General features: G+C 69.3%; 27 protein-coding genes. 20 read left to right on the forward strand and 7 right to left on the reverse strand.

The features are described 5' to 3' along the window. Nucleotides 1-238: 238 nt before the first annotated feature. Both BLQ49_RS22650 and BLQ49_RS29150 read left to right on the forward strand, forming a co-directional pair. Nucleotides 239-2,248 (forward strand): potassium transporter Kup, encoded by a 2,010-nt coding sequence (locus BLQ49_RS22650; protein ID WP_091719994.1) that lies wholly within the window; start codon nucleotides 239-241, stop codon nucleotides 2,246-2,248. Nucleotides 2,249-2,846: 598 nt separating this feature from the next. Next, entirely contained in the window at nucleotides 2,847-3,182 is a 336-nt protein-coding gene (locus BLQ49_RS29150; protein ID WP_143012295.1) for a DUF6968 family protein, read from the forward strand. Nucleotides 3,183-3,253: 71 nt separating this feature from the next. Here the strand turns inward: BLQ49_RS29150 and BLQ49_RS22655 are convergent, their stop codons facing one another. Together BLQ49_RS22655 and BLQ49_RS22660 are read right to left on the reverse strand one after the other, a co-directional pair. Continuing rightward, complete coding sequence (locus BLQ49_RS22655) at nucleotides 3,254-3,679, reverse strand: type II toxin-antitoxin system VapC family toxin (protein ID WP_091719997.1); 426 nt, start codon at nucleotides 3,677-3,679, stop codon at nucleotides 3,254-3,256. Next, on the reverse strand, nucleotides 3,676-3,918 hold the full coding sequence (locus BLQ49_RS22660; protein ID WP_091719998.1) for a type II toxin-antitoxin system Phd/YefM family antitoxin: 243 nt from the start codon (nucleotides 3,916-3,918) through the stop codon (nucleotides 3,676-3,678). Before BLQ49_RS22660 ends, BLQ49_RS22655 begins: the two co-directional genes overlap by 4 nt. 355 nt (nucleotides 3,919-4,273) lie before the next feature. Between BLQ49_RS22660 and BLQ49_RS22665 the strand changes: the two genes are divergently transcribed. The 3 genes from BLQ49_RS22665 to BLQ49_RS22675 all read left to right on the forward strand — a co-directional run bounded on the left by BLQ49_RS22665 (nucleotide 4,274) and on the right by BLQ49_RS22675 (nucleotide 7,533). After that, a complete protein-coding gene (locus BLQ49_RS22665) occupies nucleotides 4,274-4,753 on the forward strand; it encodes a (2Fe-2S)-binding protein (protein ID WP_091720000.1) in 480 nt (159 codons plus the stop codon). Beyond that, entirely contained in the window at nucleotides 4,750-7,080 is a 2,331-nt protein-coding gene (locus BLQ49_RS22670; protein ID WP_091720002.1) for a xanthine dehydrogenase family protein molybdopterin-binding subunit, read from the forward strand. Before BLQ49_RS22665 ends, BLQ49_RS22670 begins: the two co-directional genes overlap by 4 nt. A 75-nt stretch (nucleotides 7,081-7,155) precedes the next feature. Further along, the gene (locus tag BLQ49_RS22675) at nucleotides 7,156-7,533 is read left to right on the forward strand and encodes a hypothetical protein (protein WP_091720004.1); all 378 of its coding nucleotides are present in this window, start codon (nucleotides 7,156-7,158) and stop codon (nucleotides 7,531-7,533) included. A gap of 132 nt (nucleotides 7,534-7,665) precedes the next feature. On the opposite strand, the gene BLQ49_RS22680 is transcribed toward BLQ49_RS22675, so the two are convergent. The 3 genes from BLQ49_RS22680 to BLQ49_RS22690 form a co-directional block, all read right to left on the reverse strand. Further along, entirely contained in the window at nucleotides 7,666-8,439 is a 774-nt protein-coding gene (locus BLQ49_RS22680) for a DUF1194 domain-containing protein (protein WP_091720208.1), read from the reverse strand. Nucleotides 8,440-8,674: 235 nt separating this feature from the next. After that, entirely contained in the window at nucleotides 8,675-8,899 is a 225-nt protein-coding gene (locus BLQ49_RS22685; protein WP_091720005.1) for a hypothetical protein, read from the reverse strand. A 217-nt stretch (nucleotides 8,900-9,116) separates the two neighbouring features. Further along, nucleotides 9,117-9,830: an SIR2 family NAD-dependent protein deacylase gene (locus BLQ49_RS22690; RefSeq protein ID WP_091720007.1), complete on the reverse strand. Its 714-nt coding sequence runs from the start codon at nucleotides 9,828-9,830 to the stop codon at nucleotides 9,117-9,119. Between the two features lie 110 nt (nucleotides 9,831-9,940). On the opposite strand from BLQ49_RS22690, the gene BLQ49_RS22695 reads away from it, so the two are divergent. The 8 genes from BLQ49_RS22695 (at nucleotide 9,941) to BLQ49_RS22730 (ending at nucleotide 18,249) form a co-directional block, all read left to right on the forward strand. Next, complete coding sequence (locus BLQ49_RS22695; protein WP_091720008.1) at nucleotides 9,941-10,501, forward strand: isochorismatase family protein; 561 nt, start codon at nucleotides 9,941-9,943, stop codon at nucleotides 10,499-10,501. Continuing rightward, complete coding sequence (locus tag BLQ49_RS22700) at nucleotides 10,498-11,643, forward strand: GlxA family transcriptional regulator (RefSeq protein WP_091720009.1); 1,146 nt, start codon at nucleotides 10,498-10,500, stop codon at nucleotides 11,641-11,643. The genes BLQ49_RS22695 and BLQ49_RS22700 overlap by 4 nt, the downstream gene beginning before the upstream one ends. A gap of 77 nt (nucleotides 11,644-11,720) precedes the next feature. Continuing rightward, entirely contained in the window at nucleotides 11,721-13,160 is a 1,440-nt protein-coding gene (gene hydA, locus BLQ49_RS22705) for a dihydropyrimidinase (RefSeq protein ID WP_091720010.1), read from the forward strand. A gap of 47 nt (nucleotides 13,161-13,207) precedes the next feature. Beyond that, a complete protein-coding gene (locus BLQ49_RS22710) occupies nucleotides 13,208-14,203 on the forward strand; it encodes an ABC transporter ATP-binding protein (protein WP_091720012.1) in 996 nt (331 codons plus the stop codon). A 16-nt stretch (nucleotides 14,204-14,219) separates the two neighbouring features. After that, complete coding sequence (locus BLQ49_RS22715; protein WP_091720016.1) at nucleotides 14,220-15,476, forward strand: ABC transporter substrate-binding protein; 1,257 nt, start codon at nucleotides 14,220-14,222, stop codon at nucleotides 15,474-15,476. Beyond that, nucleotides 15,473-16,483 (forward strand): ABC transporter permease, encoded by a 1,011-nt coding sequence (locus BLQ49_RS22720; protein WP_091720025.1) that lies wholly within the window; start codon nucleotides 15,473-15,475, stop codon nucleotides 16,481-16,483. Before BLQ49_RS22715 ends, BLQ49_RS22720 begins: the two co-directional genes overlap by 4 nt. A gap of 2 nt (nucleotides 16,484-16,485) precedes the next feature. Next, the gene (locus tag BLQ49_RS22725; RefSeq protein ID WP_091720029.1) at nucleotides 16,486-17,373 is read left to right on the forward strand and encodes an ABC transporter permease; all 888 of its coding nucleotides are present in this window, start codon (nucleotides 16,486-16,488) and stop codon (nucleotides 17,371-17,373) included. A gap of 189 nt (nucleotides 17,374-17,562) precedes the next feature. Beyond that, nucleotides 17,563-18,249, forward strand: coding sequence for a 50S ribosomal protein L25/general stress protein Ctc (locus tag BLQ49_RS22730; RefSeq protein WP_091720032.1), 687 nt, complete (start codon nucleotides 17,563-17,565; stop codon nucleotides 18,247-18,249). A 74-nt stretch (nucleotides 18,250-18,323) separates the two neighbouring features. On the opposite strand, the gene pdxH is transcribed toward BLQ49_RS22730, so the two are convergent. Further along, the gene (pdxH, locus tag BLQ49_RS22735) at nucleotides 18,324-18,947 is read right to left on the reverse strand and encodes a pyridoxamine 5'-phosphate oxidase (RefSeq protein ID WP_091720035.1); all 624 of its coding nucleotides are present in this window, start codon (nucleotides 18,945-18,947) and stop codon (nucleotides 18,324-18,326) included. A gap of 93 nt (nucleotides 18,948-19,040) precedes the next feature. Between pdxH and BLQ49_RS22740 the strand changes: the two genes are divergently transcribed. After that, the gene (locus tag BLQ49_RS22740) at nucleotides 19,041-19,529 is read left to right on the forward strand and encodes an RT0821/Lpp0805 family surface protein (RefSeq protein WP_091720038.1); all 489 of its coding nucleotides are present in this window, start codon (nucleotides 19,041-19,043) and stop codon (nucleotides 19,527-19,529) included. A gap of 39 nt (nucleotides 19,530-19,568) precedes the next feature. Here the strand turns inward: BLQ49_RS22740 and BLQ49_RS22745 are convergent, their stop codons facing one another. Next, a complete protein-coding gene (locus BLQ49_RS22745) occupies nucleotides 19,569-19,865 on the reverse strand; it encodes a hypothetical protein (protein ID WP_091720039.1) in 297 nt (98 codons plus the stop codon). A gap of 114 nt (nucleotides 19,866-19,979) precedes the next feature. Here BLQ49_RS22745 and BLQ49_RS29830 point away from each other — a divergent pair, with 114 nt between their 5' ends. The 6 genes from BLQ49_RS29830 to BLQ49_RS22770 all read left to right on the forward strand — a co-directional run bounded on the left by BLQ49_RS29830 (nucleotide 19,980) and on the right by BLQ49_RS22770 (nucleotide 26,718). Next, a complete protein-coding gene (locus BLQ49_RS29830) occupies nucleotides 19,980-20,120 on the forward strand; it encodes a hypothetical protein (RefSeq protein ID WP_167627762.1) in 141 nt (46 codons plus the stop codon). Between the two features lie 85 nt (nucleotides 20,121-20,205). After that, a complete protein-coding gene (locus BLQ49_RS22750) occupies nucleotides 20,206-21,813 on the forward strand; it encodes a glucosamine inositolphosphorylceramide transferase family protein (RefSeq protein WP_091720041.1) in 1,608 nt (535 codons plus the stop codon). 122 nt (nucleotides 21,814-21,935) lie between these two features. After that, complete coding sequence (locus tag BLQ49_RS22755; protein WP_091720061.1) at nucleotides 21,936-23,912, forward strand: monovalent cation:proton antiporter-2 (CPA2) family protein; 1,977 nt, start codon at nucleotides 21,936-21,938, stop codon at nucleotides 23,910-23,912. 77 nt (nucleotides 23,913-23,989) lie between these two features. Further along, nucleotides 23,990-25,426 (forward strand): MATE family efflux transporter, encoded by a 1,437-nt coding sequence (locus tag BLQ49_RS22760; RefSeq protein ID WP_091720065.1) that lies wholly within the window; start codon nucleotides 23,990-23,992, stop codon nucleotides 25,424-25,426. 116 nt (nucleotides 25,427-25,542) lie between these two features. Next, complete coding sequence (locus BLQ49_RS22765) at nucleotides 25,543-26,298, forward strand: DUF937 domain-containing protein (RefSeq protein WP_091720068.1); 756 nt, start codon at nucleotides 25,543-25,545, stop codon at nucleotides 26,296-26,298. Nucleotides 26,299-26,400: 102 nt separating this feature from the next. Then, nucleotides 26,401-26,718 (forward strand): cupin domain-containing protein, encoded by a 318-nt coding sequence (locus BLQ49_RS22770; RefSeq protein WP_091720070.1) that lies wholly within the window; start codon nucleotides 26,401-26,403, stop codon nucleotides 26,716-26,718. The last annotated feature ends 12 nt before the right edge of the window (nucleotides 26,719-26,730 follow it).

Here is a 26,730-nt window from a genome sequence, read left to right on the forward strand (position 1 = left end):
ACACGCATCCCGCGTCGATCGACCTCCCCGCGCCGAGACCCAGCCCCCCGGTCTTCGCAGGTGCACACGGTTTCCGCCCGCGCGCGACCGTGGTAGCAAGGCCGCACGATCCCGTGAGCGGTCGGCCCGGTGGCCGGCCCGCGCGGTTCGGCGGAGTCTTCGCGTTTTCTGCCCGGCCCCGACTGGCCCCTGAGCCGAACCGCGAAGCGCCGGCCACGCCCGAGCTTCCGACAATCGCATGAGCCAAACCTTCGCACCCGGCGTAGCAGCCCAGCCCGCGCCCGCGGCGTCCGACACCGCGCGCGAGGCCGCCCCGGCGGCCGAGGGCGAGGGTCCCGTCCAGGGACCGGCGACCTCCGGCACCCTCGACGCGCCCGAGAAGGCCGAGACCCGTCATGGGCATGCCGGCTTCTGGACGTTGCTCGTCGGCTCCGTCGGCGTCGTCTACGGCGATATCGGCACCAGCCCGCTCTACGCCTTCCGCGAGGCGCTGGTCCCGGCCCGGACCGACGGCATCCTGCTGCCCGAGGAGGTGATCGGCACCGTCTCGCTGATCCTCTGGGCGCTCTTCATGATCGTGACCGTGAAATACGTCGCGATCCTGCTGCGCATGGACAACAACGGCGAGGGCGGCATCCTCTCGCTGATGGCGCTGGCCCGGAAAGCGCTCGGCGGCTCGCGCATCGTGTTCATGCTGGGGCTGCTCGGCGCCTCGCTGTTCTACGGCGACGCGGTGATCACCCCGGCCATCTCGGTCCTCTCGGCGGTGGAGGGCCTGAAGCTCGTCACGCCCACCCTCGACGATTACGTCCTGCCGATCACCGTGGTGATCATCGTCGTTCTGTTCCTCGTGCAGAACCGCGGGACCGGAAAGGTCGCGGCCTTCTTCGGGCCGGTCACCATCGTGTGGTTCGTCGCGATGGCGCTGGCGGCGCTGCCGCATATCGGCCTGCACCCGGAGGTGTTCCGGGCGCTCAACCCGGTCCACGCCGTGATGTACCTGCTCGGCCACGGCACCGGGGCGCTGGTGGCGCTGGGCGCCGTGTTCCTGGCGGTGACCGGGGCCGAGGCCCTGTTCGCCGATCTCGGGCATTTCGGCCGCAAGCCGATCCAAGTGGCCTGGATCGGCCTCGTCTTCCCGGCGCTCGCCCTCAACTATCTCGGGCAGGCGGCCCTGGTGCTGGAGAAGCCCGACACGGCCGATCCGTTCTTCCAGCTCGTGCCCGCCTGGGGCCTGCTGCCGATGGTGCTGCTCGCCACGATCGCCACCGTGGTGGCGAGCCAGGCGGTGATCACCGGCGCCTTCTCGCTGTCCCGTCAGGCGATCCAGCTCGGCCTGCTGCCGCGGCTGGAGATCCGCCACACCTCCGAATCGCATGCCGGGCAGATCTACCTGCCGCAGATCAATTCGCTCCTGATGATCGGCGTCGTGCTGCTGGCGGTGCTGTTCAAGACCTCCTCGTCGCTCGCCTCGGCCTACGGCATCGCGGTGACCGGGACGATGCTGCTCACCGCCTCGCTGACCTTCCTGGTGATGTGGCGGATGTGGAAGTGGTCGCCGGTGGCGGCGGCGGCGGTGATGCTGCCCTTCATCGTGCTGGAATTCCTGTTCCTGCTCTCCAACCTGATCAAGGTGGTGGAGGGAGGCTACGTGCCGCTGCTGCTGGCCGGCGCCCTCGTCATCGTGATGTGGACCTGGGTGCGCGGGGTCACGATCCTGTTCAACAAGACCCGCAAGACCGACGTGCCGCTCGTGGAACTGGTCGGCATGCTGGAGAAGAGCCCACCGCACCACGTGCGCGGCACCGCGGTGTTCCTGACGAGCGATCCCGAGATCGCCCCGGCGGCGCTCCTGCACAACCTCAAGCACAACAAGGTGCTGCACGAGAAGAACGTGATCCTGACCGTCGAGACGGTGGACACGCCCCGCTCGAACGAGGCCGACAAGGTGCGGATCGAGCCGGTGGGCCCGCATTTCTACCGGGTCGTGATGAAGTTCGGCTACATGGAGACGCCGAACATCCCGAAGACCCTGGTGCTGTTGCGCCGCCAGGGCTTTAAGTTCGACATCATGGCGACGTCGTTCTTCCTGTCGCGCCGCTCGATCCGGCCGGCGGCCCATTCCGGCATGCCGCTCTGGCAGGACCGGATCTTTATTACACTGGCGAAGAACGCCAACGATGCGACGGACTTCTTCCAGATTCCCACGGGGCGGGTCGTGGAGGTTGGCACGCAGGTGACAGTATAAGAAATGATATGGATTTACTGGATTCGCTTCATTTAAGGTTCAATCACTAAACTTATAATTTTATCCGCATATCATTCTATCGCCCATTCGGAGCGTTATTCTGATTTTCTCAAAGCTGCCCTCTAGCACACATGACAAAAGATAGGCTTTTTTTCATTGCATCTTTGACAAAAGACCTATAAAGGGTTGGGCCCGTAGGAGGACGCAATGCGGACTGGCCCTGGAATCGGCAGTACAATTGCTGCGCGACGCGCAGAACTGGATTATCTCCAGGACGTTGTCGACGAGCTCAGAATTGCGCTACAGACAAAGGAATACGACCCTAATCAACCCCGCATTCCTGCTCATCAAACTGGCGCAGGGCGCTGGACAAGAGACGGGAGCACTAAAAAAATAGATATTATAAAAACTGATCGATTTAAGAAACAACTCTACGCCTCATCAAGGCGGCTAGAGGAATGCGCAGAAATGAATCGACGCGATTTGATTGTTTGCAAATTTACTGGTCTTAGGCCCTGCTATGCGCAGGCAATGGTCAGGTTTGTCGCATGTGAGAACGGTCACCCAATTCCTCCATTGAATTTTTGATGGTGAGACCATGATTATTGCAGAGCGATTACTATCAATTCGAACGGGCCCAGAATCTAAGGAGTGTAAAATATCTATAAGCGCTCCAGAATTTTCCGATGGCATGTGGATCTGCCGCTACACTATTGGGTGGCCAGATGCCGCTTGGGATAGTTTTGGTGCAGGCGTAGATTCTGTGCAGGCTATTCATCTGGCCCTGCAGAAAATCGGCGTTGAGCTTTACGGCAGCGCTTATCACAAAGCGGGCATCTTAGTGTTCGAGAAGCCTGGCGACGGATACGGCTTTCCCATGCCGAAGAACGGTCGCTATCTCTTGGTAGGTGCGGACAAGACTTTCGAGGGGTGAGCGGCCGGCAGGATCCGTTCATCGCGATCATCAAGTTGGTAGGGGCGCCTCCAGGAGGGGCGCGCCTAAAGTCACAACAGCTCCATCGGCACACCCAGAGCACTCCCCGCCTCGACGAGCTTGCGATCGAGGGTTGCGATACTCAATCCGGCCTCGAACGCGATGGCAAGGTGTAGCGCGTCGCCGGCTCGCACTCCGAGGGGAGCTTGGTCGGCGAACCGAGCTGCAACCTGGTAATGCCGATCGGAGACCGCGAGCACGTGGAACGACTCCGCCGTGATCCGAGAGAAGGCGGACAGGGCCGCTGCTCGATGTTCGAGCCTGAGCTGGCCGGAGCGGATCTTCAGCGAGAGAGCGGCTGAGAACTCCGTCATGACCCAAGAACTGATCGCCAAGTCGCCTGGATTCTGACGCGCCATCCAGGCTTGCACATCCGCAGTCCGGGTCTCTTTGGTCAGCGCTGAGACCAAGACCGAGGTGTCGACATAGGATCTCAATAGCGGTCTTCATCCCGCATGGTGCGGATGAAGGACCCAGCACTCTCACCCTGCTCCGGCATGGCGGCGGTCACCGCGCGAAGGACGTCGAGACTGATGGGCTGCAACGGGCTGTCGGTGCGGGTCAGAAGCGCAACCGGACGACCGTCACGGGTGATCGCGACGGAATCGCCGATCGCGACGCGCTCGATCAGAGCGCTGAGCTGTGTCTCCGCATCCGCGAGGCTGATCGTGTCCATCTGTCGAGATCCGAGGTTAGAACCACGGGGCTCGTTTTATACCGCGTCGCGGCGTGGTGGGCCAGCGGGCGCCGTCAGCCAGAGCACGATCACCGCGCGTCGCTCGTCTGCTCGATTCACGTGCGCCACCGCACGTGGCATACCCGGAACGCAACCACGGCGGGATGACCCGCCCTTTCTCTGCGTTGCGCCCCGCCCAACGCCTGCTTTAGAATATTTATTATTCTGAGCTTGAGCGTTTGCCCGGCGATCTCCCCGCATCGGCACGCGTTAGCCAGCAAGGCTGGCATCGGCTTCAAGGCCCGGCTCGGACCCGACTGAACGCCGCTCCGGCGCCGCCAGACAGGACGCAACGATGATCAAACTCACCGTGAACGGGGCTGCGCGCAGCTTCGACGGCGACCCCGACATGCCGCTGCTGTGGTACCTGCGGGACGAACTCGGGCTCACCGGCACCAAGTTCGGCTGCGGTGTCTCGCTCTGCGGGGCCTGCACGATCCATCTCGGCGGCGCGGCGACCCGCGCCTGCATCACGCCGGTCTCGGCGGCGGCGGGCCAGGAGGTCGTCACCATCGAGGGGCTGTCGCCGGACGGCAACCACCCCGTGCAGGTGGCGTGGCGCGACCAGAACGTCGCCCAGTGCGGCTTCTGCCAGTGCGGCCAGATCATGCAGGCCGCCGCCCTCCTGAAGGACACGCCGAAGCCCTCCGATGAGGACATCGACACCACGATGAGCGGCAACATCTGCCGCTGCGGCACCTATCCGCGCATCCGCGCCGCGATCCATCAGGCCGCCGGCCAGACGGCGCCCGCCAGCAAGGGAGAGCGCCTGTGATCCACGACGCCAAGCTGAGCGCTGAGCTCGCCGCCGGCACCAAGCCGGCCCTCGACAACGTCAGCCGCCGCGGCATCCTCGGCGGCGCCGGCGCCCTGGTGCTGGCCCTCTCGCTGCGCCCCGCCCGGGCCGACGAGACCCAGACCAAGGAGCAGAAGGAGCAGAAGTTCGGCGCCGACGGCATGCCGCACGGCTGGCGCGATGACCCCAAGGTCTTCATCGCGATCGCGCCGGACGGCACCGTCACGGTGACCAACCACCGCTCCGACATGGGCCAGGGCATCCGCACCTCGGTGGCCTTCACGGTTGCCGACGAGCTGGAGGCCGACTGGTCGAAGGTGAAGGTGGTCCAGGCCTGGGGCGACGAGACTCGCTTCGGCAACCAGGACACCGACGGCTCGCGCTCGACCCGCCACTTCTTCCAGCACTTCCGCCACGCCGGCGCCGCCGCGCGGCTGATGCTGATCCAGGCCGCGGCCAAGCAATGGGGCGTGCCGGCCTCCGAGGTCACGGCCGTCAACCACACCCTGACCCATGCCAAGTCGGGCCGCACCCTTGGCTACGGCGCGGTGGCCCAGGCCGCCGCCGAATTGCCGGTGCCCACCGATGTGACGCTGAAGGACCCCAAGGACTTCCGCTACATCGGCACCGGCAAGATCGGGCTGATCGACAATTTCGACATCACCACCGGCAAGGCGATCTACGGCCTCGACACCAAGCTCGACGGGATGCTCTACGCGGTCGTCGCGCGCCCGCCGGTCTATGGCGGCACGGTGAAGTCCTTCGACGACAGCGAGGCCAAGAAGGTCCCGGGCGTCGTGAAGATCTTCAAGATCGACGCCACCCCGATTCCCACGGAGTTCATGCCGCTCGGCGGCGTGGCGGTGGTCGCCAAGAACACCTGGGCGGCCTTGAAGGCGCGCGACGCCCTCAAGATCACCTGGGATGACGGCCCGAACGCCGGTTACGACACCGACGCATTCCGCAAGGAACTGGAGGCCGCCGCGCGCAAGCCCGGCAAGGTCGTGCGCACGCAGGGCGACGTCGATGGCGCGCTCGCCAAGGCCAAGACCAAGGTGCAGGCCGAGTACTTCGTGCCCCACCTCGCTCAGGCGCCGATGGAGCCCCCGGCGGCGGTCGCCCGGGTAAAGGACGGGTTCTGCGAGGCCTGGGCCTGCGTCCAGGGTCCGCAGGCGGCCAACGATCGCCTGATGAAGGCGCTCAAGCTGCCCGACGACAAGGTGAAGGTGAACGTCACGCTGCTCGGCGGCGGGTTCGGACGCAAGTCCAAGCCCGATTACGTGGTCGAGGCGGCGCTCTGCTCGCAGGCCGTCGGCGGCGCGCCGGTGAAGCTCGCCTGGACCCGCGAGGACGACATCCACCACGGCTTCTACCACACGATCTCGGTGGAGCATTTGGAGGCGGGCCTCGACGAGAAGGGCATGCCGGTGGCGTGGCTGCACCGCTCGGTGGCGCCGACGATCGGCTCGATCTTCGCGCCTGATCCGAAGCACGAGCTGCCGTTCGAGCTCGGGATGGGGCTGGTCAACACGCCGCTCAACATCCCGAACATGCGGCTGGAGAACCCCGAGGCCGCCGCCCATGTCCGCGTCGGCTGGTTCCGCTCGGTGTCGAACATCCCGCACGCCTTCGCGATCCAGTCCTTCGTGTCGGAGCTGGCGCACGCCGCCGGCCGCGAGCCGAAGGAGTACCTGCTGGAGCTGATCGGCCCCGACCGGAAGATCAGCCCGACCGAGATCGGCGACGTCTGGAACTACGGCGAGGACCCGAAGCGCTACCCGATCGAGACCGGCCGCCTGCGCGGCGTGATCGAGGCAGCCGCCAAGGGTGCGGGCTGGGGTCGCGAGATGCCCAAGGGTCGCGGCCTCGGCATCGCCGGCCACTACAGCTTCGTCACCTACACGGCGGTGGCGGCCGAGGTGGAGGTCGACGACAAGGGCCAGGTTCAGGTGAAGGCGATCGACATCGCGGTCGATTGCGGGCCGCAGGTGAACCCGGAGCGCATCCGCTCGCAGATGGAGGGCGCAGTGGTCATGGGGATGGGGCTCGCCCTCACCTCCGAGATCACCTTCAAGCAGGGCCGGGCGGTGCAGAACAATTTCGACGGCTACGAGATCATCCGGATCGACGCCGCTCCGAAGGTTGTTCGCGTGCACCTCGTGCCGACCGGCACCTATGACGGGCCGCTCGGCGGCGTCGGCGAGCCCGGCGTGCCGCCGGTGGCACCGGCGATCGCCAACGCGATCTTCGCGGCCACCGGCCGGCGGGTCCGGCAATTGCCGATCCGCGATCAGCTGAGCGCCTGAACCGTCACCCGTCGCGAGGCGTTGGGGCCGTGGGGGAACCCGCGGCCCCTTCTTTTTGGAAAGAGACCCGATCCGATGATGCGTTGCGCCCTGACCGCCTGCCTGATCCTGACGGCGGCCCCCGCCCTCGCCTCACCGTGCGGCGACCGGATCGACAGCCTCTCGAAGCGCGTCCAGTCCGAGGTCAGCCAGTCGATCTCGGCGAATACCAGCGGCCAGGGCAACGCCGCCAAGCGCGCCGGCGAAGGCGTCACCGGCACGGAGGGTCAGCGGGCCAAGGAATCACCGGAGGCCCCGCCGGCGAAGTCGGCCCAGGCCGGCCAGGGTGCGGACGCCGCCCAGCAGGCCAAGGTCGCCCTGGACGAGGCGCGCACGGCGGATTCCAAGGGCGACGCCAAGGGCTGCGAGGCCGCCGTGTCCCGGGCCGAGCAGCAGCTGAAGAAGGCTCCCTGACCCGAAGTCAGGGTTTCAAAAGGTCCGAGACCGTTTGCGGGTGCAGGGCAGAGCCCTGCGAAAGACCCAGGGGCTCCGCCCCTGGACCCTGCCAAAGGGCACGCCCTTTGGAAACCCCGTCAGATCAGCGACTCACCGGCCCAGCGCACTGATCTCGATCACGAATTTCCGCCGCAGGGCCCGCGAGAAGTCGCCGTAGCCCTCCGCCGCCAGCAGGAACGCGCCCGGGCCGCCGATGACGTGGGCGCGGTACCATTGCTCCAGGCTCGTGCGCTCCTGCGGCAGCGGGGTCGGCAGTAGGCCGTAGCCGGGCGCCCGATAGGCCCCAGCCCCGACCACGTCATTCTCGCCTGGAACCAGGATCGGCAGGCCGTTGACCGTCGCGCCGGTGGCGAGCAGCGCCTCATGGGCACCATTCAGGCTCTCGGCGTCGGTGCAGTTGTCGATGCCGTCACCCGAGACATCGACCACCACCCGCTCGGCCGGAACCGGCAGCGCCGGCAGCACCCCCGCGGTCACCGTGCGGAACATCTGGCCGAGGCAGGTGAACTCGCCCGCCTGTCGGGGCGTGGCGCGCACCAGCGCGGCGGTGGCGACGGCGTCGGCCCGGCTGGCGATCCGCCGCCAGCCGACCACGAGATCGGCCCGGTCCGCCCAGGTGACCATCGCGAACAGGATGCCGCCCGGATTGCCGGTGATGGCGCCGACGACAGAGGAATCCTCCAGGGCCTCGGCGATGCCCTCCATCTGCAGCCGGAACCGGGTGTCATCGACGGATTGCGAGACATCGACGGAGACTACCAGCGCGGTGGCAACGCTCTCGGCCGCGACGGCGGGGCTCAAGCCGAGGATCAAGGCGGCCGCCCGCAGCGCGCCGCGGCACAGCCATCCCGAACCCGTCCGCATGCTCGGCATGGGTATCCCCGGACCTCACGGGGCCGGAGGGCCCCGCGGGATCGTTAGGGCATGTTTCCAGGCACGGTGAAACCGGCCTTTCGGGGGAGGCGGGAGGCATCGGAAGCCTCCCGAACCGGGAAGGATCCGGCTCCGGCGACGCTTGCGCTCATCTCGGAGGGGATCGTCCCGCTCTTGTCCCGCGCGCGGGATAACCGAGGCGGACCAGCCGCCCCGTGGTGCAGCTTTAGGCCGCGGCGGCCGCCAGGGCGTGGCGGTGGCCGTTCAGGCCGGCGCAGAGATCGTCGATCTCCGTGAGGTTCAGGGCTTCGCCGGTCTGGCCGGCGATCGTGTCGATCAGGTGGTCCTGGCGCGGGTCGAAGGGATGTCCCTGCATCCGGTAGAATTGATAATAGCGCAACGCCGCCAGGACGGTGTCACGCTCGCGGTCGGTTACGGTGAAGTGCTGCATGGGTCGTAGCTTCCCCTGTGGCTTCAACGAACGCTCGGGAGGGCCGCGACGCCGAGCCCAAGCTTGACCGTTGTAACCGCTCAGCAACGATCCGAACAGTTCTTGACAGCTCGCAAGAATGTGATTCGCTAAAATTAGGACATAGATCCTTGGTCGTCGCAACGCCTTTTAGACTGGAATACACAGGCTTCTCAGTGCGTTGCCGGCTTCGGTCCGGTCACAACCCCAGATCAGCCAAATAGCGCGGCAGCGCCTCGCTGGCCGGCCCATACCGCGCCGCGTCGAACGCGTCGGCGTTATCGCAGGGTTCGAGGTTGATCTCGCAGGTCGGAATTCCGAGGGCCCGGGCCTGCCGCACATAGCCGGCCGCCGGGTAGACCGCCCCGGACGTGCCCACCGCCACGAACAGGTCGGCCTCGGCCAGCGCAGCCTCGATCGCGTCGAGGTGCATCGGCATCTCGCCGAACCAGACCACGTCCGGCCGCATCCGGCCCTCGGCGCCACAGGCCGGGCAGGCATCCGCACGCGTAAGATCCGCGCGCCAGGGCGTGACCGTCCCGCAGGCACAGCAGCGGGCCTTGAGCAATTCGCCGTGCATATGGGTGACCGCCTGGGAGCCCGCCCGCTCGTGCAGGTCATCGACGTTCTGCGTGCACAGGAACAGCCGCCCGCCCCGCCCGGCGAGCCGGGCTTCGGCCTGCGCCAGGGCGACGTGGGCGGCGTTCGGCTCGGCCGCGATCACGCCCCGGCGGCGATGGTCGTAGAAGTCGAGCACCGTGTCGGGGTCGGCCGCGTAGGCCTCCGGGGTGGCGAGCTTCATGGGATCGAACCGCGCCCAGATCCCGCCGCGGTCCCGGAACGTGCCGAGCCCGCTCTCGGCCGAGACGCCGGCCCCGGTCAGCACGAAGATTGTTTCAGGATGCCGCGTCATGCCTGTGCTCCGGATGGCCGGAAATGTCCGCACGTTGGCCACGCGGTTGCTTTCGCGCGCAGGCCGGGAGACGGATGCTGGCCCTGCATCCACCCTTGCGGAGGCAGGAAATGTCCGATGTTGCGCTGCTCGTCATCGATGTCCAGGAATCCTTCCGGCACAGGCCCTTCTGGACCGAGGCCGATATCCCGCGTTTCGTAGAGCGTCAGCAGGCGCTCATCGACGGCACCGTGGCGCGCGGCATCCCGGTGCTGCAGGTGCTCCACCTCGCCGAGACCGGGCCCTTCTCCCTGGAATCGGGCCATGTCCGCACCCTCGCTCCCATCGTGATCGCGCCCGCGGCCGTGTTCCACAAGCGCCGGCACAGCGCCCTGGTCGATAGCGGCCTTGCGGGCTGGCTGACGCAGCACGGCATCCGCCGCCTGATGGTGTCGGGGATCCGGACCGAGCAATGCTGTGAGACTACCACCCGTCACGCCTCCGACAGCGGCTGGCAGGTGGATTTCGTTACCGAGGCGACCCTGACCTTCGCTATGACCCATCCGGATGGCCGCCGCTTCGAGGCCGACGACATCAAGGCCCGCACCGAGCTGGTGCTCACCGACCGCTTCGCCCGCATCGCCACGGTCGAGCAGGCCCTGGCCGGCCGGACGCTGGCCGCCGCCGCATGACCGGACCGGGGCGCCGCATCCCGGTCCTGGTGGTGCTGCCGCCCCGGGCGCTGCTGCTCGATCTCGCCGGCCCGATGGAGGTGCTGCGGATCGCCGGGGCGGTGCAGGACCGGATCGCCTTCGATCTGCGCTACGCGGCGCCGCAGGGATCGATCCGCAGCTCGATCGGGCTCGATCTCGGCGGCGCCGGCCCGCTGCCGCCGGAGATCGCGCCCGGGACGGTGGTGCTCCTGCCCGGCGCGACCGAGCACCCGCTGGGCCCCGACCGGGACCGGGCCGCGGAGACTGCCGCGGAGGCGGAAATCGTGGCGTGGCTGCGCGCGGCGATCCGGCCCGGCCACACGGTCGTGACGGTCTGCGAGGGCGCGTTGCTGGCGGCGCGGGCCGGCCTGCTCGACGGCTACGCCTGCACCACCCATCACGGCAGCTGCGCCCGCCTCCGGGCGGCGGCGCCCCGGGCGAACGTGCTGGAGAACCGGCTGTTCGTGCAGGACCGTGACCGGTTCAGCAGCGCCGGCGTCACCGCCGGCATCGATTTGATGCTGCATCTTGTGGCCGAATGGGCCGACCCGGCAACGGCGGTCGCGGTGGCCCGCACCCTGGTCGTCTACATGCGCCGCGGCCCCGACGATCCGCAGCTCTCCCCCTGGTTGGAGGGCCGCAGCCACCTGCATCCGGTGGTCCACCGGGCGCAGGACGCGATCGTGGCCGACCCGGTGCAGGACTGGTCGCCCGCCACGCTCGGCACGCTGGTCGGGGCGAGCCCGCGCAATCTCGCGCGGCTGTTCCGGCTCCATGCCGGAATGACCGTGACGGAGGCGGTCAACCGCGTCCGGATCGCGCGGGCGGGGGACCTGATCGCGCAGACGGATCTCGGCCTCGAACAGGTCGCCGAACGGGCGGGTTTCGCCTCGGCCCGCCACATGCGGCGGGTGTGGGCGCAGTTCCACGCGACGGCGCCGTCGAGGCTCCGCGCCAAAGTTCCGGATCCGAAAGGGCGTGCCCTTTCGCGGGTTCAGGGCGGAGCTCTGATGGGCTCGGGCAAAGGCCAAGATCGGGGCTCTGCCCCGATCCCCCGCCAAAGGGCACGCCCCTTGGAAACCCATGACGGGGAGCCGCTGGACCCCGACAACCGGCTATGACCTCCTGCCGCCGCGATGACGATCGCCCGAATCGGCGCGGACCATGCATCGGCTCGGCCGCACAGAGGAGGAACCGCATGCCCGAATTCGATCTGGCGATCCGCGGCGGCACCGTCGTCACGGCGAGCGACACGGTGCGGGCCGATATCGGCGTGCGCGGCGGCCGCATCGTCGCGGTGGCCGAGGGCATCGCGGATGCCGCCCGGGTGATCGACGCCTCCGGCCTGCTGGTCCTGCCCGGCGGGATCGACAGCCACGTCCACATCGCCCAGGATCCCGGCCCCGGCATCGTCATGGCGGACGATTTCGCCAGCGCCACCCGGGCCGCGGCGGCGGGTGGCAACACCTGCGTCATGCCCTTCGCGGTCCAGCCCCGGGGCGGCTCGCTGCGCCAAGCCGTCGATGCCTACCGGGCCAAGGCCGAGGGCCAGTGCCACGTCGATGTGGCGATCCACATGATCATCTCGGACCCGACGGAAGCCGTGCTTGGCCAAGAGCTGCCGGCTTTGGTGGCCGACGGCTACACCTCGTTCAAGGTCTTCATGACCTACGACGACCTCGTGTTGAACGACCGCCAGCTCCTCGACGTGTTCCATGTGGCGCGGCGGCAGGGCGCCCGGGTGATGGTCCACGCCGAGGGCTACGACGCGATCCGCTATCTCAGCGACCGGCTGGAGCGGGCCGGCGAGACCAGGCCCTACGGTCACGCCCTGTCCCGTCCCGAGGTGGTGGAGCGCGAGGCGGCCCACCGGGCGATCAGCCATGCCGAGCTGATCGACCTGCCCATCGTGATCGTCCACGTCTCGGGCCGCGAGGCCACCGAGCAGATCGCCTGGGCGCAAGCGCGGGGTCTGAAGATCCGGGCCGAGACCTGCCCGCAATACCTCACCCTCACGGCCGAGCACATGAAGGGGCTCGGGCTCGATGACGGCCCCATCGATCCGATGGCCGGGGCGAAATACGTCTGCTCGCCGCCGCCGCGGGACGAGGAGAGCCAGGAGGCGGTGTGGTCCGGCATCCGGCGCGGGATCTTCGATGTGGTCTCCTCCGACCACTCCCCATTCCGCTACGACGACCCACAGGGCAAGCTGAACCCACGCGGCAAGACCTCGTTCCGCTGGATCCCGAACGGCATCCCGGGCATCGAGACGCGGCTGCCGGTGTTCTTTTCCGAGGGCGTCTCGAAGGGGCGGATCAGCCTCAACCAGTTCGCCGCGCTCACCGCCACGAACCACGCGAAGCTCTACGGGCTGTATCCGCGCAAAGGCTCGATCGCCCCGGGCTTCGACGCCGACCTCACCCTGTGGGACCCCAACAGGCGCGAGACCATCCGCCAGGACATCCTCCACCACGGCTCCGACTACACGCCCTGGGAGGGTTTTTCGGTGACTGGCTGGCCGGTGATGACCATCGCGGGCGGCGCGGTGATCGCCGAGGATGGGAAGGTCTTGTCCGAACCGGGCCGCGGGCGGGTGCTCGACCGGGCGGTCGATCCGGCGGAGCGGCGGGAGGCCTGACGGCCGCGCTGGCCCGCCGTTTGCGTGATCTCCTGGGGGAGCCTCACATGGATGTCGAGCTGATCGGCCTGACCAAGCGCTACGGCGCGGCCATTGCGGTCGATGGCATCGACCTGAAGGTACCATCCGGCGCCTATTGCTGCCTGCTTGGGCCCTCGGGCTGCGGCAAGACCACGACGCTGCGGATGATCGGCGGCCACGAGCGCGCCAGCGCGGGCGACGTGGTGATCGGCCCCAAGGCGGTGGGCGATGCGGCCCCGGCGGAGCGCGGCACCGCCATGATGTTCCAGAGCTACGCCCTGTTCCCGCATCTCGACGCGCGCGACAACGTCGCCTTCAGCCTGAAGATGCGCGGAATCGGCAAGGCGGAGCGCCGCGCCAAGGCGATGGCGATGCTCGATCTCGTGCAGATGAGCCACCTCGCTGGGCGCCTGCCGTCCCAGCTGTCCGGCGGCCAGCAGCAGCGCATGGCGCTGGCCCGCGCCCTCGTCACCGGCCCGAAGGTGCTGCTGCTCGACGAGCCGCTCTCCGCCCTCGACCCGTTCCTGCGGGTGCGGATGCGGGTGGAGCTGAAGCGGATTCAGACCGAGCTCGGGCTCACCTTCATCCACGTCACCCACAGCCAGGAGGAGGCAATGGCGCTCTCCGACCTCGTGGTGGTGATGCAGGCCGGCCGGATCGAGCAGGCCGCCGATCCCCGCACTGTGTTCGAGCGCCCGGCCACCGCCTTCGTGGCCCGGTTCATCGGCGGCCACAACGTGATCCGCGTGCCCGACGGGCTCGTCGCCGTGCGGGCGGACCGGATGCGGCTCGGCGCCGAGGCCGGGCCCGCCGCCCTGCCGGCCCGGGTGGTCGCGGTCGAGTACCAGGGCACCAGCGTGCATGTCGGCCTCGACGCCGACGGGCTGGAGCGCTCGCCCGAGAGTCCGGCCGCGCTGACCGCCATCCTCAGCGACGCCGATTTCGCTGCCCGCCCGGTCGGCCTGGGCGACACGATCCCGGTCGGCTGGGACGCTTCCGCCGCCCACCGCCTCGATGCGTAACCGTACGGAGACGATGATGGACCTTTCCCCGAGCCGGCGCACGCTCCTGAAGGGCGCCGCCGCTTTGGCCGCCACCCCAGTGACCGGCTTCCCGGCCGTACATGCCGCCGAGCCCGTGACCCTGCGCTACCTCGGCACCGCGGTGAGCCAGTCCTCCGACATCGCCAAGAAGGTGAAGGAGGATCTCGGCATCATCCTGGAGTACATTCCCGTCGTGACCGACGAGGTGACGAAGCGGGCGGTGACCCAGCCGAACTCGTTCGACCTGATCGACACCGAGTATTTCAGCCTCAAGAAGATCCTGCCCTCGGGCAATCTGAGCGGCCTGGACGCCAAGCGGATCAAGCTCGCCGACAAGATCACCGGCGTGTTCACGAAGGGTGAGGTCAACGGCAAAAAGATCGGCGACCAGGGCACCGCGCCGCGTAAGGTGTTCTACCTCGAGGGCCAGAACGCCAAGACCTTCGCGTCCGCTCCGACCGAGTGGCTGACCCTGATCCCCACCACCTACAACGCCGACACGCTCGGCATCCGGCCGGACCTGATCAAGCGGCCGGTGGAGAGCTGGAAGGACCTGCTCAGCCCCGACTTCAAGGGCAAGGCCTCGATCCTCAACATCCCGTCGATCGGCATCATGGACGCCGCCATGGTGGTGGAGGCCAGCGGCGACTACACCTACGGCGACAAGGGCAACATGACGCGCGCCGAGATCGATCGCACCATCAAGGTGCTGATCGAGGCCAAGCGCGCCGGCCAGTTCCGGGCCTTCTGGCAGGACTTCAACGAATCCGTGAACCTGATGGCCTCGGGCGAGACGGTGATCCAGTCGATGTGGTCGCCGGCCGTCACGAAGGTGCGGGCTCAAGGGGTGCCGTGCGTCTACCAGCCGCTCAAGGAGGGCTACCGGGCCTGGGCGCAGGGTTTCGGCGTCCCGAAGACCCTGAGCGGCAAGAAGCTCGACGCCGCCTACGACTTCATCAACTGGTTCCTGTCGGGTTGGGCCGGGGCCTACCTGAACCGGCAGGGCTACTACTCGGCGGTGCTGGAGACCGCCAAGGAGCACATGCAGCCCTACGAGTGGGCCTTCTGGATGGAGGGCAAGCCCGCCGAGAAGGACATTCTGGGCCCCGACGGCACCCTGATCGAGAAGGCGGGCGCCACCCGCGACGGCGGCTCCTTCGAGCAGCGGATGGGTTCGGTGGCCTGCTGGAACGCCGTGATGGACGAGAACACCTACATGGTGCGCAAGTGGAACGAGTTCATCGCGGCGTGAGCGGGCTCACCTTTCCCCTCCCCCCTGTGGGGAGGGGCAGGGGTGGGGGTGGTGCAGACGGCACCGCACCGCTCGATCCTGACCCACCCCCACCTCCGGCTCCTCCCCACAAGGAGGAGGAGAGTCGCGTCGCGCCCTTTCGGCCCCGCCGCAGCCTCGCCTACCTCCAAGCCGCGCCGCTGGCGCTCGTCTTCCTGATCTTCCTCGTGATCCCGCTGGTGCTCACCGGGATCGTCTCGCTCTGGGAGTATAACGAGTACGCCATCATCCCGGCGCTCACCCTTCAGAACTACGCAGACCTGTTCGACGGCTGCCTGTCGGCAGACCTCTGCACGACTTTGCGCACCTATCTCTCGACGGTGAAGTTCGTCGTGCTGACGCTGGCGATCACCCTGCCGCTCGGCTTCGCGATCGCCTACTTCCTAGCCTTCCACATCCGCTCCGGCACGGTGCGGATGGGCCTGTTCCTGCTCTGCACGATTCCGTTCTGGACCTCGAACGTGATCCGCATGATCTCGTGGATCCCGCTGCTCGGCCGCAACGGCCTCATCAACGATACGCTTCGCGCCCTCGGGCTGATCCGGCAGCCGATCGAGGGCCTGCTCTATTCCGACTTCGCGGTGGTGCTGGCCTTCGTGCACCTCGACACGGTGTTCATGATCGTGCCGATCTTCAACAGCCTCGCCCGGATCGACCGGCGCCTGATCGAGGCGGCGCGCGATGCTGGCGCGTCCGGCGCGCAGATCCTCTGGAACGTGATCCTGCCGCTCACCAAGCCGGGCATCGCCATCGGCACCATCTTCGTGACGACCCTGGTGATGGGCGACTTCGTCACCGTCGGCGTGATGGGCGGCCAGCAGATCGCCAGCGTCGGCAAGGTGATCCAGGTGCAGATGGCCTACCTGCAATTCCCGGCCGCCGCCGCCAACGCCATGGTGCTGCTCGCCGCCGTGCTGCTGATGATCCTGGGGCTCACCCGGATGATCGACCTCCGGCGGGAGCTGTAGCGATGGACCAGCCCCGCGGCCGCGCCTTCTACCTGCTGGCGGCGGTCTTCGCCCTCTACGTCGTGTTCCTCTACGGGCCGACGCTGACGATCCTGGCGCTCAGCTTCCAGGGCCCCTCCGGCGGCCTGACCTTCCCGATGAACGGGCTCTCGACCCACTGGTTCGCCAAGCTGTGGGAGGGCGTCGGCGTGGTCGACATCTGGGCGGCGTTGCGGCGCTCCCTGGCGCTCGGCCTCGTGGTGATGGCGCTCACTGTGGGAATCGCGTTCTACGCCGGCCTCGCCTTCCGGAAGGGGTTTTGGGGGGCGGGCCTCGTCTTCGCCCTGGCGGTGTCGAGCCTGATCGTGCCCTCGATCGTGGTCTCGCTGGGTATCGGGCTGGAGTTCCGGCTCCTCGACGACGCCATCAAGGCGCTGGCCGCCGCCACGGGCTGGGGGTTCCTGCAGGATCACGGCACGCTGATGGGCCTCTACACGTCGGCGCTCGGGGCGCATCTCACCTGGACGCTGCCCTTCGGCCTGCTGATCATGTTCGCGGTGTTCAACCGGTTCGACCCGGCCTACGAGGAGGCCGCCCGCGACCTCGGCGCCAGCGGCCCGCAGACGCTGCGCCATGTGGTGGTACCGATCCTCGTGCCCGCCCTCGTCGGCGTCGCGCTGTTCGGCTTCACCCTGTCGTTCGACGAGCTCGCCCGCACCAGCCAGGCGATCGGCGGCCGCAACACCCTGCCGCTGGAATTGCAGGGCCTGACCACGACGGTGACGACGCCGGAGATCTACGCGCTCGGCACGGTGACCACGGCGGTCTCAGGCTTGGTGATCGGGACCGCGCTCGGTCTGACCCTGTGGCTGCAGAAGCGCCGCGCGCGGCGGGCGCTGGCGGGCCTATGATGGATGCCGGTCGGCCAGCCCGCCATCGGTCCACGGTGCCTCGACATTGCCAATCCGCCCCCACCGGTGTAAGCGCACCCCGCGCCCCCGAGACACCCTTGGAGGCAGGGGCGCGCCGGGAAGGTCGGCAGCCGTCCGTAGCGGGCGGCTTTTTCGCGTTCCGGCTCCAGCCATCAAAAGGATCACGCCATGAGCGCTGTGAAGACGCTTGAGGCCGTGGCACGCGACCGGGTCGGCAAGGGGGCCGCCCGGGCCGTTCGTCGCCAGGGCCAAGTTCCCGCCGTCATCTACGGGGGCGGCCAGCCGCCGCAATCCATCGCGGTCGACCTCGTCCGCACCCGTACCCTGATCTACGCCGGCGGCTTCAAGACCACGCTGTTCGAGATCAACGCCGGCGGCAAGAAGATCCGCGCGATCCCGCGCGACTTCCAGCTCGACCCGGTGACCGGCGTGCCGCTGCACGTCGACTTCCTGCGCGTCGTCTCGGGCCAGACCGTCACGGTCGAGGTGCCGGTGCACTTCGTCAACGAGGACGAGGCCCCCGGCATCAAGAAGCTCGGCGGCACCCTCAACATCGTGGCCCACACCCTGAGCCTCGACGTCGCCCCCGACCAGATCCCGGATGCGATCGAGGTCGACCTGACCGGCCGCGCCATCGGCGACGTGATCCACGTCTCCGACATCAAGATCCCGGCCGGCACCTACACCGGTGAGGCGACCGACCCGGTGGCCAACATCGTGCCGCCGACCGTGCTCGGCGCCGAGGTGGAAGCCGAGGAGGCCGCCATCGCCGAGGCGCAGTCGACCGAGGCCGCCGAGGAGAAGGCCGAGGCCGAGGCCTCCGAGGACGAGAAGAAGGACGGCGAGGAGGCCTGAGCCTCGTTCGACCATTCAACACGATCGAGAGCCCCGGCCTTGGCCGGGGCTCTCTTCGTTTCAGGGCCAGGAACTCAGGGATAGAGCCGCGCCCGGCTCCAGCCGTCGCCCGCCCGGGTGAAGCGCACCCGGTCGTGCAGCCGGTAATCGCCGTTCTGCCAGAACTCGATGCTCACCGGCGCGATGCGGAAGCCGGTCCAGTGTACGGGCCGGGGAATCGGACCGTCACCGTAGCGCTCGGCAAGCTCCGCCACCGCGCTCATCAGCGTGGCACGATCGGCGAGCGGGCGGGATTGCTGGCTGGCGATCGCGCCGAGGCGGCTCTCCGGGTGGCGGCTCGCGAAATAGGCATCCGCCTCCTCCGGAGTCACCGGGGAGACCTGGCCCCGGGCGCGCACCTGCCGCCGCAGGCTCTTCCAATGCAGCACCAGAGCGGCCTGCGGGTTCTGCGCCAGCTCCTCGCCCTTGGCGGATTGAGCATTGGTGTAGAACACGAAGCCGCGCGCATCGAAGCCCTTCAGGAGCACCACGCGGACATCGGGCAGCCCGTCGGACCCGGCGGTGGCGAGCGCCATCGCGTTCGGGTCCTCGGGCTCGGCGGCCTCCGCCTCCTTCATCCAGGCGGCAAACAGAGCCACTGGATCATCGCTCTGAGTGAAGTCCGCTCCTCGCGGGTCATCGGTCCTTAACTGATCCACGCCAAGACTCCTGCTTGCCGCGTCCAGGGGCCTGAGGGGGCACCGACATCGGCATGTTCGGTCGAGCGGAAAGCCCGTCGTGAGTCAGGTGTAATGCGGCGATGCGCGTGTAAAGGGTCACGGCGGCGGTCACGCTTCGGCACGACCGCGCTGTCGCTCGCGATGATGCTGGTCCTGTGCAGCTGCAGCCAGCCGCTGCTCGTCTTCCGCGGGGAGGACGAGGCGCCGCGTGTGGTCGCGGAGCCGACCGTCACCGGCAGCATCGAGAAGCGGCCCCTGAGCTTCGGGAACGACCTTGCCGAAGAGGATTGGCGGCGGGCCCGGGCGGCTCTGACGGTCGCGCTCGATCCGCAGGGCAACGGACGCCCCGTGAAGTGGGACAACCCCGAGACGGGCCTGCATGGCACCGTCAATCCGACCGGCCTTCCCTATGTGGCCGATGACCTGATCTGCCGCAATTTCCTGGCCTCCGTCGTCGGGCCACAGCGCAGCCGCTTCGTGCGCGGCACCGGCTGCAAGCCCTCGGGCGGCGCCTGGACGCTCACGCGCATCCGGGCCGCGACCGGGTCCGAACGCTCCTGATCGAGGCCGGCCCCGGGGCGGGGCCGGCGGCAGGCGATCTCAGTAGGGATGGCCGTAATAGGGCCGCATGCGCAGGCGCGGCTGGGCCGCCGGCGGGGCGACATAGCGGGCGGCGGCCTCCGGATCGTAGGTCCGGATGTAGGGATCGAGGGCGGGATCGCGGTAATTGCCGTTGTTCACGCCGGCCGACCGATCGTTGCCGCTGAGCGCCGCGTAGGGCGAGAGCCCACTGCCGCTGTCGCCCCCACCACCACCGCCGCCGAACGCGAAGGCCGCCCCCGGGATGGCCACGAGGAGCATCGCGGCGAGCGGCATCGTCAGCGTCTTGCGCGTCATGTCCTGTCTCCAAAACCTTTGACTGGGCGAACAGCTCAGCCGAACGGAGGGTTCCCGGACGAGCCCCGGATCAACCGCGTGACACGGTATCACGGCCCCGCAGCGAGATTTACGATGCCGGACGAAACGCATCAATTTTTGATGACACCGGCAGAAATGGCCCGGCACGGCCGGATTGTTCTGGTGGACAACCAACCAGTCTTGCTGGATCGTACCGCCAAGCAACAGCTTCCAAGCCCGCATCGACCGTATTGACGGCCGTCTGAGGGCGCTTTTCAGGGCTCCTCACCGTGCACCTCGTGACGCAATACGATAGGCCGAGCGCGAGGCCGTTCGGCTGATGGAGCGCGTGATCGGCGGTTCGGACCGGTCGGCGGTCGGCGGCCGGGTTCCGGCTTGTCCCGGCCCCCAGGCTCCCGGCCAGGGCGCCGTTGCGCGGTCCGTCACCGTGCGCCTCGACCGCCGGTCCCTGCGCGGCTGGCATATCCGCCTGCTCGACCAGCTCGGGCAGCGTCCCGACCGCCGCGTCCGGATCGCCTGGGTTACGCAAGGAAGCGGCCTGCCCGGCAATGCGGAAGTGCTGTTCCGCCTGGAGGCGGCGATCCACGGGCTGCCCCGACCCGGCCTCGCCACAGCGGCCGAGCCGGTCGCCCTCGCGCCCTACGAGGCCCGGCCGGACGAGACTGTGCAGACCGGAGACGACATAATCCTCGACGTCTCGGGCGCCCCCGCTGCCCCGGCCGCCGCACCGGTCTGGCGGCTCGATTTTGACGGTGTGCCCGGGGAGGCGGGCCTGCTCGCCGCCCTGTTCGCCCGCCGGGCGCCGGTGGCGGCCCTGCGCGGCCCGGATGGGGCGCCGGTTGCGGTGGGCCGCCTCGGCGCGGAGTCCCACACCGTGATGCTCGCCGCCTTCGAGGATTACCTCGCCCGGACCATCACGCTGATCGCCGCCGCCCTCGACGGGGCCGGGTCGCCGACGCTGCCGGACGGTGCCGAGGCGCCGCTGCAGCCGGGCCGGACCTTCGACCTCGACGGGTTTGGGGCCGGGCGGCGCGCCGCCGGGGGGCTCGCCCGGCAGGTCGCCCGCCGGCTCTACGCCCTGTGCTTCCAGGGGCCGCAATGGCGGGTGGGCTGGCGGCAGGTCGTCGGCCCGGACCTGATCGACCTGCGCCGTCATCCCGAAGGCGGCTGGAACGACCTGCCGGACGACGGGCGCCGCTTCTACGCCGACCCCTTCGCCATCGCCCGGGACGGCGCCGTGACCCTGTTCGTCGAGGAGTTCGACTATCGCCGGGGCAAGGGCGTGATCTCGGCGGTCGGCTTCGAGGCCGGCGGTCCCCGGGGCCGGCCGGAGCCGGTTTTGGAGCTTGAGACCCACCTCTCCTACCCGTTCGTCTTCGAGGCGGATGGGCAAGCCTGGATGATCCCGGAATCCCACGCCTCCGGGACGATCGACCTGTACCGCGCCACCGCCTTCCCGCGCGGCTGGGTCCACGAGGCGGTGCTGGTCGATGGCGTCGTGGCGAGCGACGCGACGCTGCTGCAGCATAACGGCCGCTGGTGGCTGTTCGCCACGGTCCGGACGGGCGGCGGGAGCTACTCCGACACCCTGCACCTCTGGCACGCCCCGCATTTCCGGGGACCCTGGACGCCGCACCGGCGCAACCCGGTGCTGATCGATGTCGGCTCGGCCCGGGCCGCCGGGCCGGTCGTGGCGCGGGGCGGCGCCCTGATCCGGCCAGTGCAGGATTGCCGCGGCGGCTACGGCGCGGCGCTCGGCCTCGCCCGGATCCTGCGGCTCGACGAGGAGGGCTACGCCCAGCGGGTCGAGACCCGCCTCGGCCCCGGGGCGGCCTGGCCGGGCTCCCGCCTGCACATGCTGAGCGCGGCGGGCGGCCTGGAATTCATCGACGGCTCGCGCCCCGCCCGGCCTCGGCTGCTGCGCTGATCCGGCCGGCAAGGCCCCCCGCGGTGCCGAACGGCACCCGGTTCCGGCTCGCATCCCGGCGCCGCTCGCGCTAAGCGGATGCTGCGCGTGCGAACCGTAGACGAAGCGCCGGGACGATCTTCATGGCGAGCCCCGTCGAACATGCGAGCTTCCTGCCGCCGGTCCTGACCTTCCTGTCGGCGGCGGTGATCGGCGTGCCGATCTTCCGGCTGATCGGCCAGAGCGCCGTGCTGGGCTACCTCGTGGCCGGGGTGCTGATCGGGCCCTCCGGCCTGTCGCTGATCGCCGAGCCCGAGACCGCCGCCAGCGTTGCCGAGATCGGCGTGGTGCTGCTGCTGTTCATCGTCGGGCTGGAGCTGCACCTGTCGCAGCTCGTCTCGATGCGGCGCGACATCTTCGGCCTGGGCACCGCGCAGCTCGTCGTCTGCGCCCTGGTGCTCGGCGGCGCCGGCATGCTGGCCGGCCTGAGCTTCGGCGCGGCCGCGGTGATCGGCCTCGCGCTCGCCCTCTCGGCCACCGCGGTGGCGCTGCAACTGCTGGAGGAGCGGGGCGACCTCAACAGCGCCTACGGGGCGCGCGCCTTCGCGGTGCTGCTCTTTCAGGATCTCTCGGTGGTGGGCATCCTAGCCCTGATGCCGCTGCTGGCCTCGGCGGGCGGGGGGAGCGACGCGTCCTGGCTCGGGGAGGCGGCGACCTCCACCAGCAAGGCGCTCGCCGCGATCCTGGCCGTGGTCCTCGTCGGACGCTACGGCCTGAACCCGTTCTTCCGGCTGCTGGCGGCGAGCGGTGCCCGCGAGGTGATGACCGCGGCGGCGCTCCTCGTCGTGCTCGGCACCGCCCTGCTGATGGAGCAGGTCGGCCTCTCGATGGCGATGGGCGCATTCCTCGCCGGGATCCTGCTCGCCGAGTCGAATTTCCGCCACCAGCTGGAGGCCGATATCGAGCCGTTCCGCGGCATGCTGCTCGGCCTGTTCTTCATGAGCGTCGGCATGTCGATCGACGGCAATCTCGTGCGCGAGGTCTGGCCGGCCCTGTTCGGGGCGACGCTCGCCGCCATCCTTGTGAAGGTCGCCCTGGTGGCCGGCCTGTTCCGGCTGTTCGGCTCCGACACGCTGGGAGCCCTGCGCGGCGCGGCCGTCCTGGCGCCGGCGGGCGAGTTCGCCTTCGTGCTGCTGCCGCAGGCGGCGGATCTCGGCCTCACCGGCGCCACCGCGACGCGCTTCGCGGTGGCGCTTGCCGCGCTGACCATGCTGATCGGGCCGATCGCCGCCAAGGGCCTCGACAAGCTCGTGGAGCGGCGCAACGCCCGCAGCACTCTGGCGCTTGAGGAGCCCTCCGCCGAGCTGTCCGAGAGCGGCGACGCCCGGGTCCTGGTGATCGGCTTCGGCCGGTTCGGGCAGCTCCTGACGCAGGTGCTGCTCGCCGAGGGCATCAACGCCACGGTGATCGACAAGGACGTGGAACAGCTGCGCGCCGCCTCGCGCTTCGGCTTCCGCATCTATTACGGCGACGGCACGCGGCTCGACGTGCTGCGCGCCGCCGGGATCGGCCGGGTCGAGCTGGTCTGCATCTGCGTCGACGATCGGGAAGGCGCCCTCAAGATCGTCGACATCGTGCACGAGGAATTCTCCGAGGTGCGCACCTTCGTGCGCGCCTACGACCGCCTGCACGCGGTGGAGCTGATGAACCGGGATGTCGACTTCCAGATCCGCGAGACCGCGGAATCGGCGCTCGCCTTCGGGCGCGCGGCGCTGGAGGCGCTCGGCCTGTCGCCGGAGGCCGCGGCCGCGCGGACCGAGGACGTGCGCAAGCGCGACATCGCCCGCCTCGTCCTCCAGCAGGCGGGCGCTCTGCCGGACGGGTCCAGCTGGATGCGCGGCGCCGCGGCGGGCCTGAAGCCCGAGCCTCTGACCGTCCCGATCCGGCCCGCCCGGGCGCTCAGCACGGAGACCCGCGACCTCGTGGGCAGCGACCGGCGCGAGGCGGCCGAGCGCGTGCTCGAGAAGCCGGCGCTCGCCCCACAGGAGGTGGACGCCGCAGAGGTCGAGGGCGATCCGGAGGCGGAACTGGAGACGGAAGGCGGCATCCGGGATGCATGACCGCCACGCCCTCCCTTCCCCCCTCTGCGGGGGGAGGGGGAGACGCGGGCCGTTCGCGCCTGTACTCCGCACCCGAGATGCGTAAATCCGCAAGCCCACCGGAGACGGGCCGCTTCGTCACGGGCTCGATCCTCCGGCACGTGGTGGTGATGGCGGCCACGGGCTCGGTGGGGTTGATGGCGATCTTCGCCGTCGACCTGCTGTCGCTGCTCTACGTCTCGACGCTCGGCGACCCGAACCTCACCGCGGCGGTCGGCTTCGCGGGGATCGTGCAGTTCTTCGCCACGGCGGTGAATATCGGCCTGATGATTGCCGCCGGCGCCCTGGTTGGCCGGGCCGCGGGTGCGCGCGACCGGGCCTCGGCACGACGCCTCGCGACTTCGGCGCTGACGCTCGGCACGCTCGTATCCGCCCTGATCGCGCTGCTGATCGCGCTGCTGGCCAACCCGCTGCTGACCCTGATCGGCGCACGCGGCGAAGCCCTGCGGGTGGGCGCGCTGTTCCTGCACATCACCCTGCTGTCGAACCCGCTGCTCGCCGCCGGCATGCTGTTCACCGGCCTGCTCCGGGCGGTTGGCGCAGCGCGGCAGGCCATGCTGGTCACGCTGGCCGGCGCGATCGTCACCGCAATCCTCGATCCGCTGCTGATCTTCGCGGCCGGGCTCGGCGTGGAGGGCGCGGCCATCACCGTCTGCGTGGCGCGGCTGACCTTCGTGGCGGTGGGCCTGCGCGGCGTCCTCCAGAGCGGCCTGCTCGGCCCGCCGCGTCGCGCCGACCTCCGGGCCGACGCGGTCGCCCTAGCGGTGGTCGCCGGACCCGCCATCCTCACCAACCTCGCACCCTCGGCGGCGAGCGCCTTCCTGGCGCGCCTGTTTGCTGGATACGGCACCGAGGCTGTCGCGGCCGCCTCGGTGATCGACCGCCTGACGCCGGTGGCCTTCTGCGGCCTGTTCGCCCTGTCGGGGGCGATCGGGCCGATCCTCGCGCAGAACTGGGGGGCGGGCCGGTTCGACCGGATGCGCGGCGTCCTGCGCGCCGCCGCCGGGGTGACGCTCGCCTACGTGAGTCTGGTCTGGCTCGTCCTGGCGCTCGCCCGCGGCCCGATCGCCGCCCTGTTCGGGCTGCACGGGGTCGCGGCCGATCTGTTCGGCTTCTTCTGCCAGGTCGGCGGCGCGATCTGGTTCTGCAACGGCCTTCTGTTCCTGGGCAACGCCGCCTTCAACAACCTCGGTTTCCCCCTACGTTCGACGCTGCTGAACTGGGGGCGGGCGACGCTCGGCACGATCCCACCCGGCCTGATCGGGGCAGCGCTCTACGGCCCGCGGGGGGTCGTCGCCGGCATGGGCTTCGGCTCGCTGGTGTTCGGAGCGCTGGGATTCCTGCTCGCGCGCCGCACCGTCGATCGGCTTGAGGGCGCCGGACCGAACCTCCTGCCGACCCCGGGCACGCCGGAGGCGCCCCACCGCGCCGCGCCCCTGCCGGTGGGCCACGCCCATCCCGGCCCGGCGAGCTGAGGGCGACGGTCGGGCGGCACCGAGCACAAGTAAAACGGGTGGGAACTGGTATTTCGCCGCGCGACGGGTCACGATGTCCGCCCCGGCCGGTCCGACCGGGCCAGGATCAAGGCGTCATGTTCAACCCGCTCGAGATGTTCCAGGCCCAGGGCGAAGCCGGGTTCCAGGCTTTGGGTCAGCAATTCGGCCTGACGACCGAGCAGACGGCCCGCGCCTTCGAGGCCCTCATGCCGGCCCTGACCCTCGGCCTCCAGCGCAGCGTCGGCATGGATCCGAGCGGCCTCTCCCGGATGTTCGGCCTGCCCGACGCGGCGCGCCCCGCGGCGCCGCAGGGGCTCGATGCCCTCAGCCAGATGTTCGGCTCGGCCCAGTTGCTGCAGGGGGTGCTGCAGCAGGCCTCGGCCACGAGCGGCGTCGGCGCGCAGGTGCTGCGCCAGATGCTGCCGATGATGGCGGGCGCCGTGGTGGCCAGCATCGTCCACGTCTTGCTGAACCAGCCGCAGGCCGCGCCCGCCCCGACGCGGGCGAGCGCGCCGCCCCCGCCGGTGCCCTTCCCCTTCGGTCCGGCCTGGGCCGAGATGGCCAAGGCGTTCCTGCCCGCCGAGCCGCCCGCGCCCAAACCAGCACCCAAACCGACGCAGGCGAAGCCGGGCGAGGCCGGCTCGGACATGCTCCAGCAGATGCTGCGCACCGGGGCCGAGGTACAGGGCAACAACATTCGGGCGATGCAGGATCTGTTCGAGACTTTCTGGCCGACGAAAGGGACGCCCCCTGACGGTCCTCGGGGGGCGCAGGCTGCCGCGCCGCCGCACGAGCCGCAGGCCGCGCGGGCCAAGCGCGGCGGGCGGCCGCCTCAGGGCGGGACCGGGTGACGCAGGGACGAAGCCCCCGCCTCCGTTGACCCGGCGAATCCGGGGCGCATTTCTCGTCACCGACATCCGACCGCCCTCGTCCTGCTGCCGGGAAAGACAGCGATGACCGACCACCTGACCTCCTGGGATGACCGGGAGGAGAGCGTCGCAGCCAACGGCGTCACCAAGCGCGCGATCCCGGGCTCAGGCGCGAGCCTCGTGCGTGTCGTGGTGCCGGCGGGCGTCTCGGCATCGCGCCATAGCCACGAGCACGAGCAGTTCGTGCAGGTGATCTCAGGCTCCGGGATGCTCGAGACCGAGCAGGGCCGCAAACCGTTCACCGCCGGTAGCGTTTTTCACTTCCCGGCCGGGGCGTGGCACGCCGCCGCATTCGAGACGGAGACCGTTTTGATTGAGACGAATTTCGTGGCGCGGAGCTGAAAGAGGTCTACA

The organism is Methylobacterium phyllostachyos (genome assembly GCF_900103445.1).
GTDB classification, from domain to species: Bacteria; Pseudomonadota; Alphaproteobacteria; order Rhizobiales; family Beijerinckiaceae; genus Methylobacterium; species Methylobacterium phyllostachyos.

Bases quoted from the DNA above. Each gene is read 5' to 3' on its own strand.
- BLQ49_RS22650 (WP_091719994.1), top strand. From the start codon at position 239: ATGAGCCAAACCTTCGCACCCGGCGTAGCAGCCCAGCCCGCGCCCGCG.
- BLQ49_RS29150 (WP_143012295.1), top strand. From the start codon at position 2,847: ATGATTATTGCAGAGCGATTACTATCAATTCGAACGGGCCCAGAATCT.
- BLQ49_RS22660 (WP_091719998.1), bottom strand. From the start codon at position 3,918: ATGGACACGATCAGCCTCGCGGATGCGGAGACACAGCTCAGCGCTCTG.
- BLQ49_RS22665 (WP_091720000.1), top strand. From the start codon at position 4,274: ATGATCAAACTCACCGTGAACGGGGCTGCGCGCAGCTTCGACGGCGAC.
- BLQ49_RS22675 (WP_091720004.1), top strand. From the start codon at position 7,156: ATGATGCGTTGCGCCCTGACCGCCTGCCTGATCCTGACGGCGGCCCCC.
- BLQ49_RS22680 (WP_091720208.1), bottom strand. From the start codon at position 8,439: ATGCGGACGGGTTCGGGATGGCTGTGCCGCGGCGCGCTGCGGGCGGCC.
- BLQ49_RS22685 (WP_091720005.1), bottom strand. From the start codon at position 8,899: ATGCAGCACTTCACCGTAACCGACCGCGAGCGTGACACCGTCCTGGCG.
- BLQ49_RS22690 (WP_091720007.1), bottom strand. From the start codon at position 9,830: ATGACGCGGCATCCTGAAACAATCTTCGTGCTGACCGGGGCCGGCGTC.
- BLQ49_RS22695 (WP_091720008.1), top strand. From the start codon at position 9,941: ATGTCCGATGTTGCGCTGCTCGTCATCGATGTCCAGGAATCCTTCCGG.
- BLQ49_RS22700 (WP_091720009.1), top strand. From the start codon at position 10,498: ATGACCGGACCGGGGCGCCGCATCCCGGTCCTGGTGGTGCTGCCGCCC.
- hydA (WP_091720010.1), top strand. From the start codon at position 11,721: ATGCCCGAATTCGATCTGGCGATCCGCGGCGGCACCGTCGTCACGGCG.
- BLQ49_RS22710 (WP_091720012.1), top strand. From the start codon at position 13,208: ATGGATGTCGAGCTGATCGGCCTGACCAAGCGCTACGGCGCGGCCATT.
- BLQ49_RS22715 (WP_091720016.1), top strand. From the start codon at position 14,220: ATGGACCTTTCCCCGAGCCGGCGCACGCTCCTGAAGGGCGCCGCCGCT.
- BLQ49_RS22725 (WP_091720029.1), top strand. From the start codon at position 16,486: ATGGACCAGCCCCGCGGCCGCGCCTTCTACCTGCTGGCGGCGGTCTTC.
- BLQ49_RS22730 (WP_091720032.1), top strand. From the start codon at position 17,563: ATGAGCGCTGTGAAGACGCTTGAGGCCGTGGCACGCGACCGGGTCGGC.
- BLQ49_RS22740 (WP_091720038.1), top strand. From the start codon at position 19,041: ATGCGGCGATGCGCGTGTAAAGGGTCACGGCGGCGGTCACGCTTCGGC.
- BLQ49_RS22745 (WP_091720039.1), bottom strand. From the start codon at position 19,865: ATGACGCGCAAGACGCTGACGATGCCGCTCGCCGCGATGCTCCTCGTG.
- BLQ49_RS29830 (WP_167627762.1), top strand. From the start codon at position 19,980: ATGCCGGACGAAACGCATCAATTTTTGATGACACCGGCAGAAATGGCC.
- BLQ49_RS22750 (WP_091720041.1), top strand. From the start codon at position 20,206: ATGGAGCGCGTGATCGGCGGTTCGGACCGGTCGGCGGTCGGCGGCCGG.
- BLQ49_RS22755 (WP_091720061.1), top strand. From the start codon at position 21,936: ATGGCGAGCCCCGTCGAACATGCGAGCTTCCTGCCGCCGGTCCTGACC.
- BLQ49_RS22760 (WP_091720065.1), top strand. From the start codon at position 23,990: ATGCGTAAATCCGCAAGCCCACCGGAGACGGGCCGCTTCGTCACGGGC.
- BLQ49_RS22765 (WP_091720068.1), top strand. From the start codon at position 25,543: ATGTTCAACCCGCTCGAGATGTTCCAGGCCCAGGGCGAAGCCGGGTTC.
- BLQ49_RS22770 (WP_091720070.1), top strand. From the start codon at position 26,401: ATGACCGACCACCTGACCTCCTGGGATGACCGGGAGGAGAGCGTCGCA.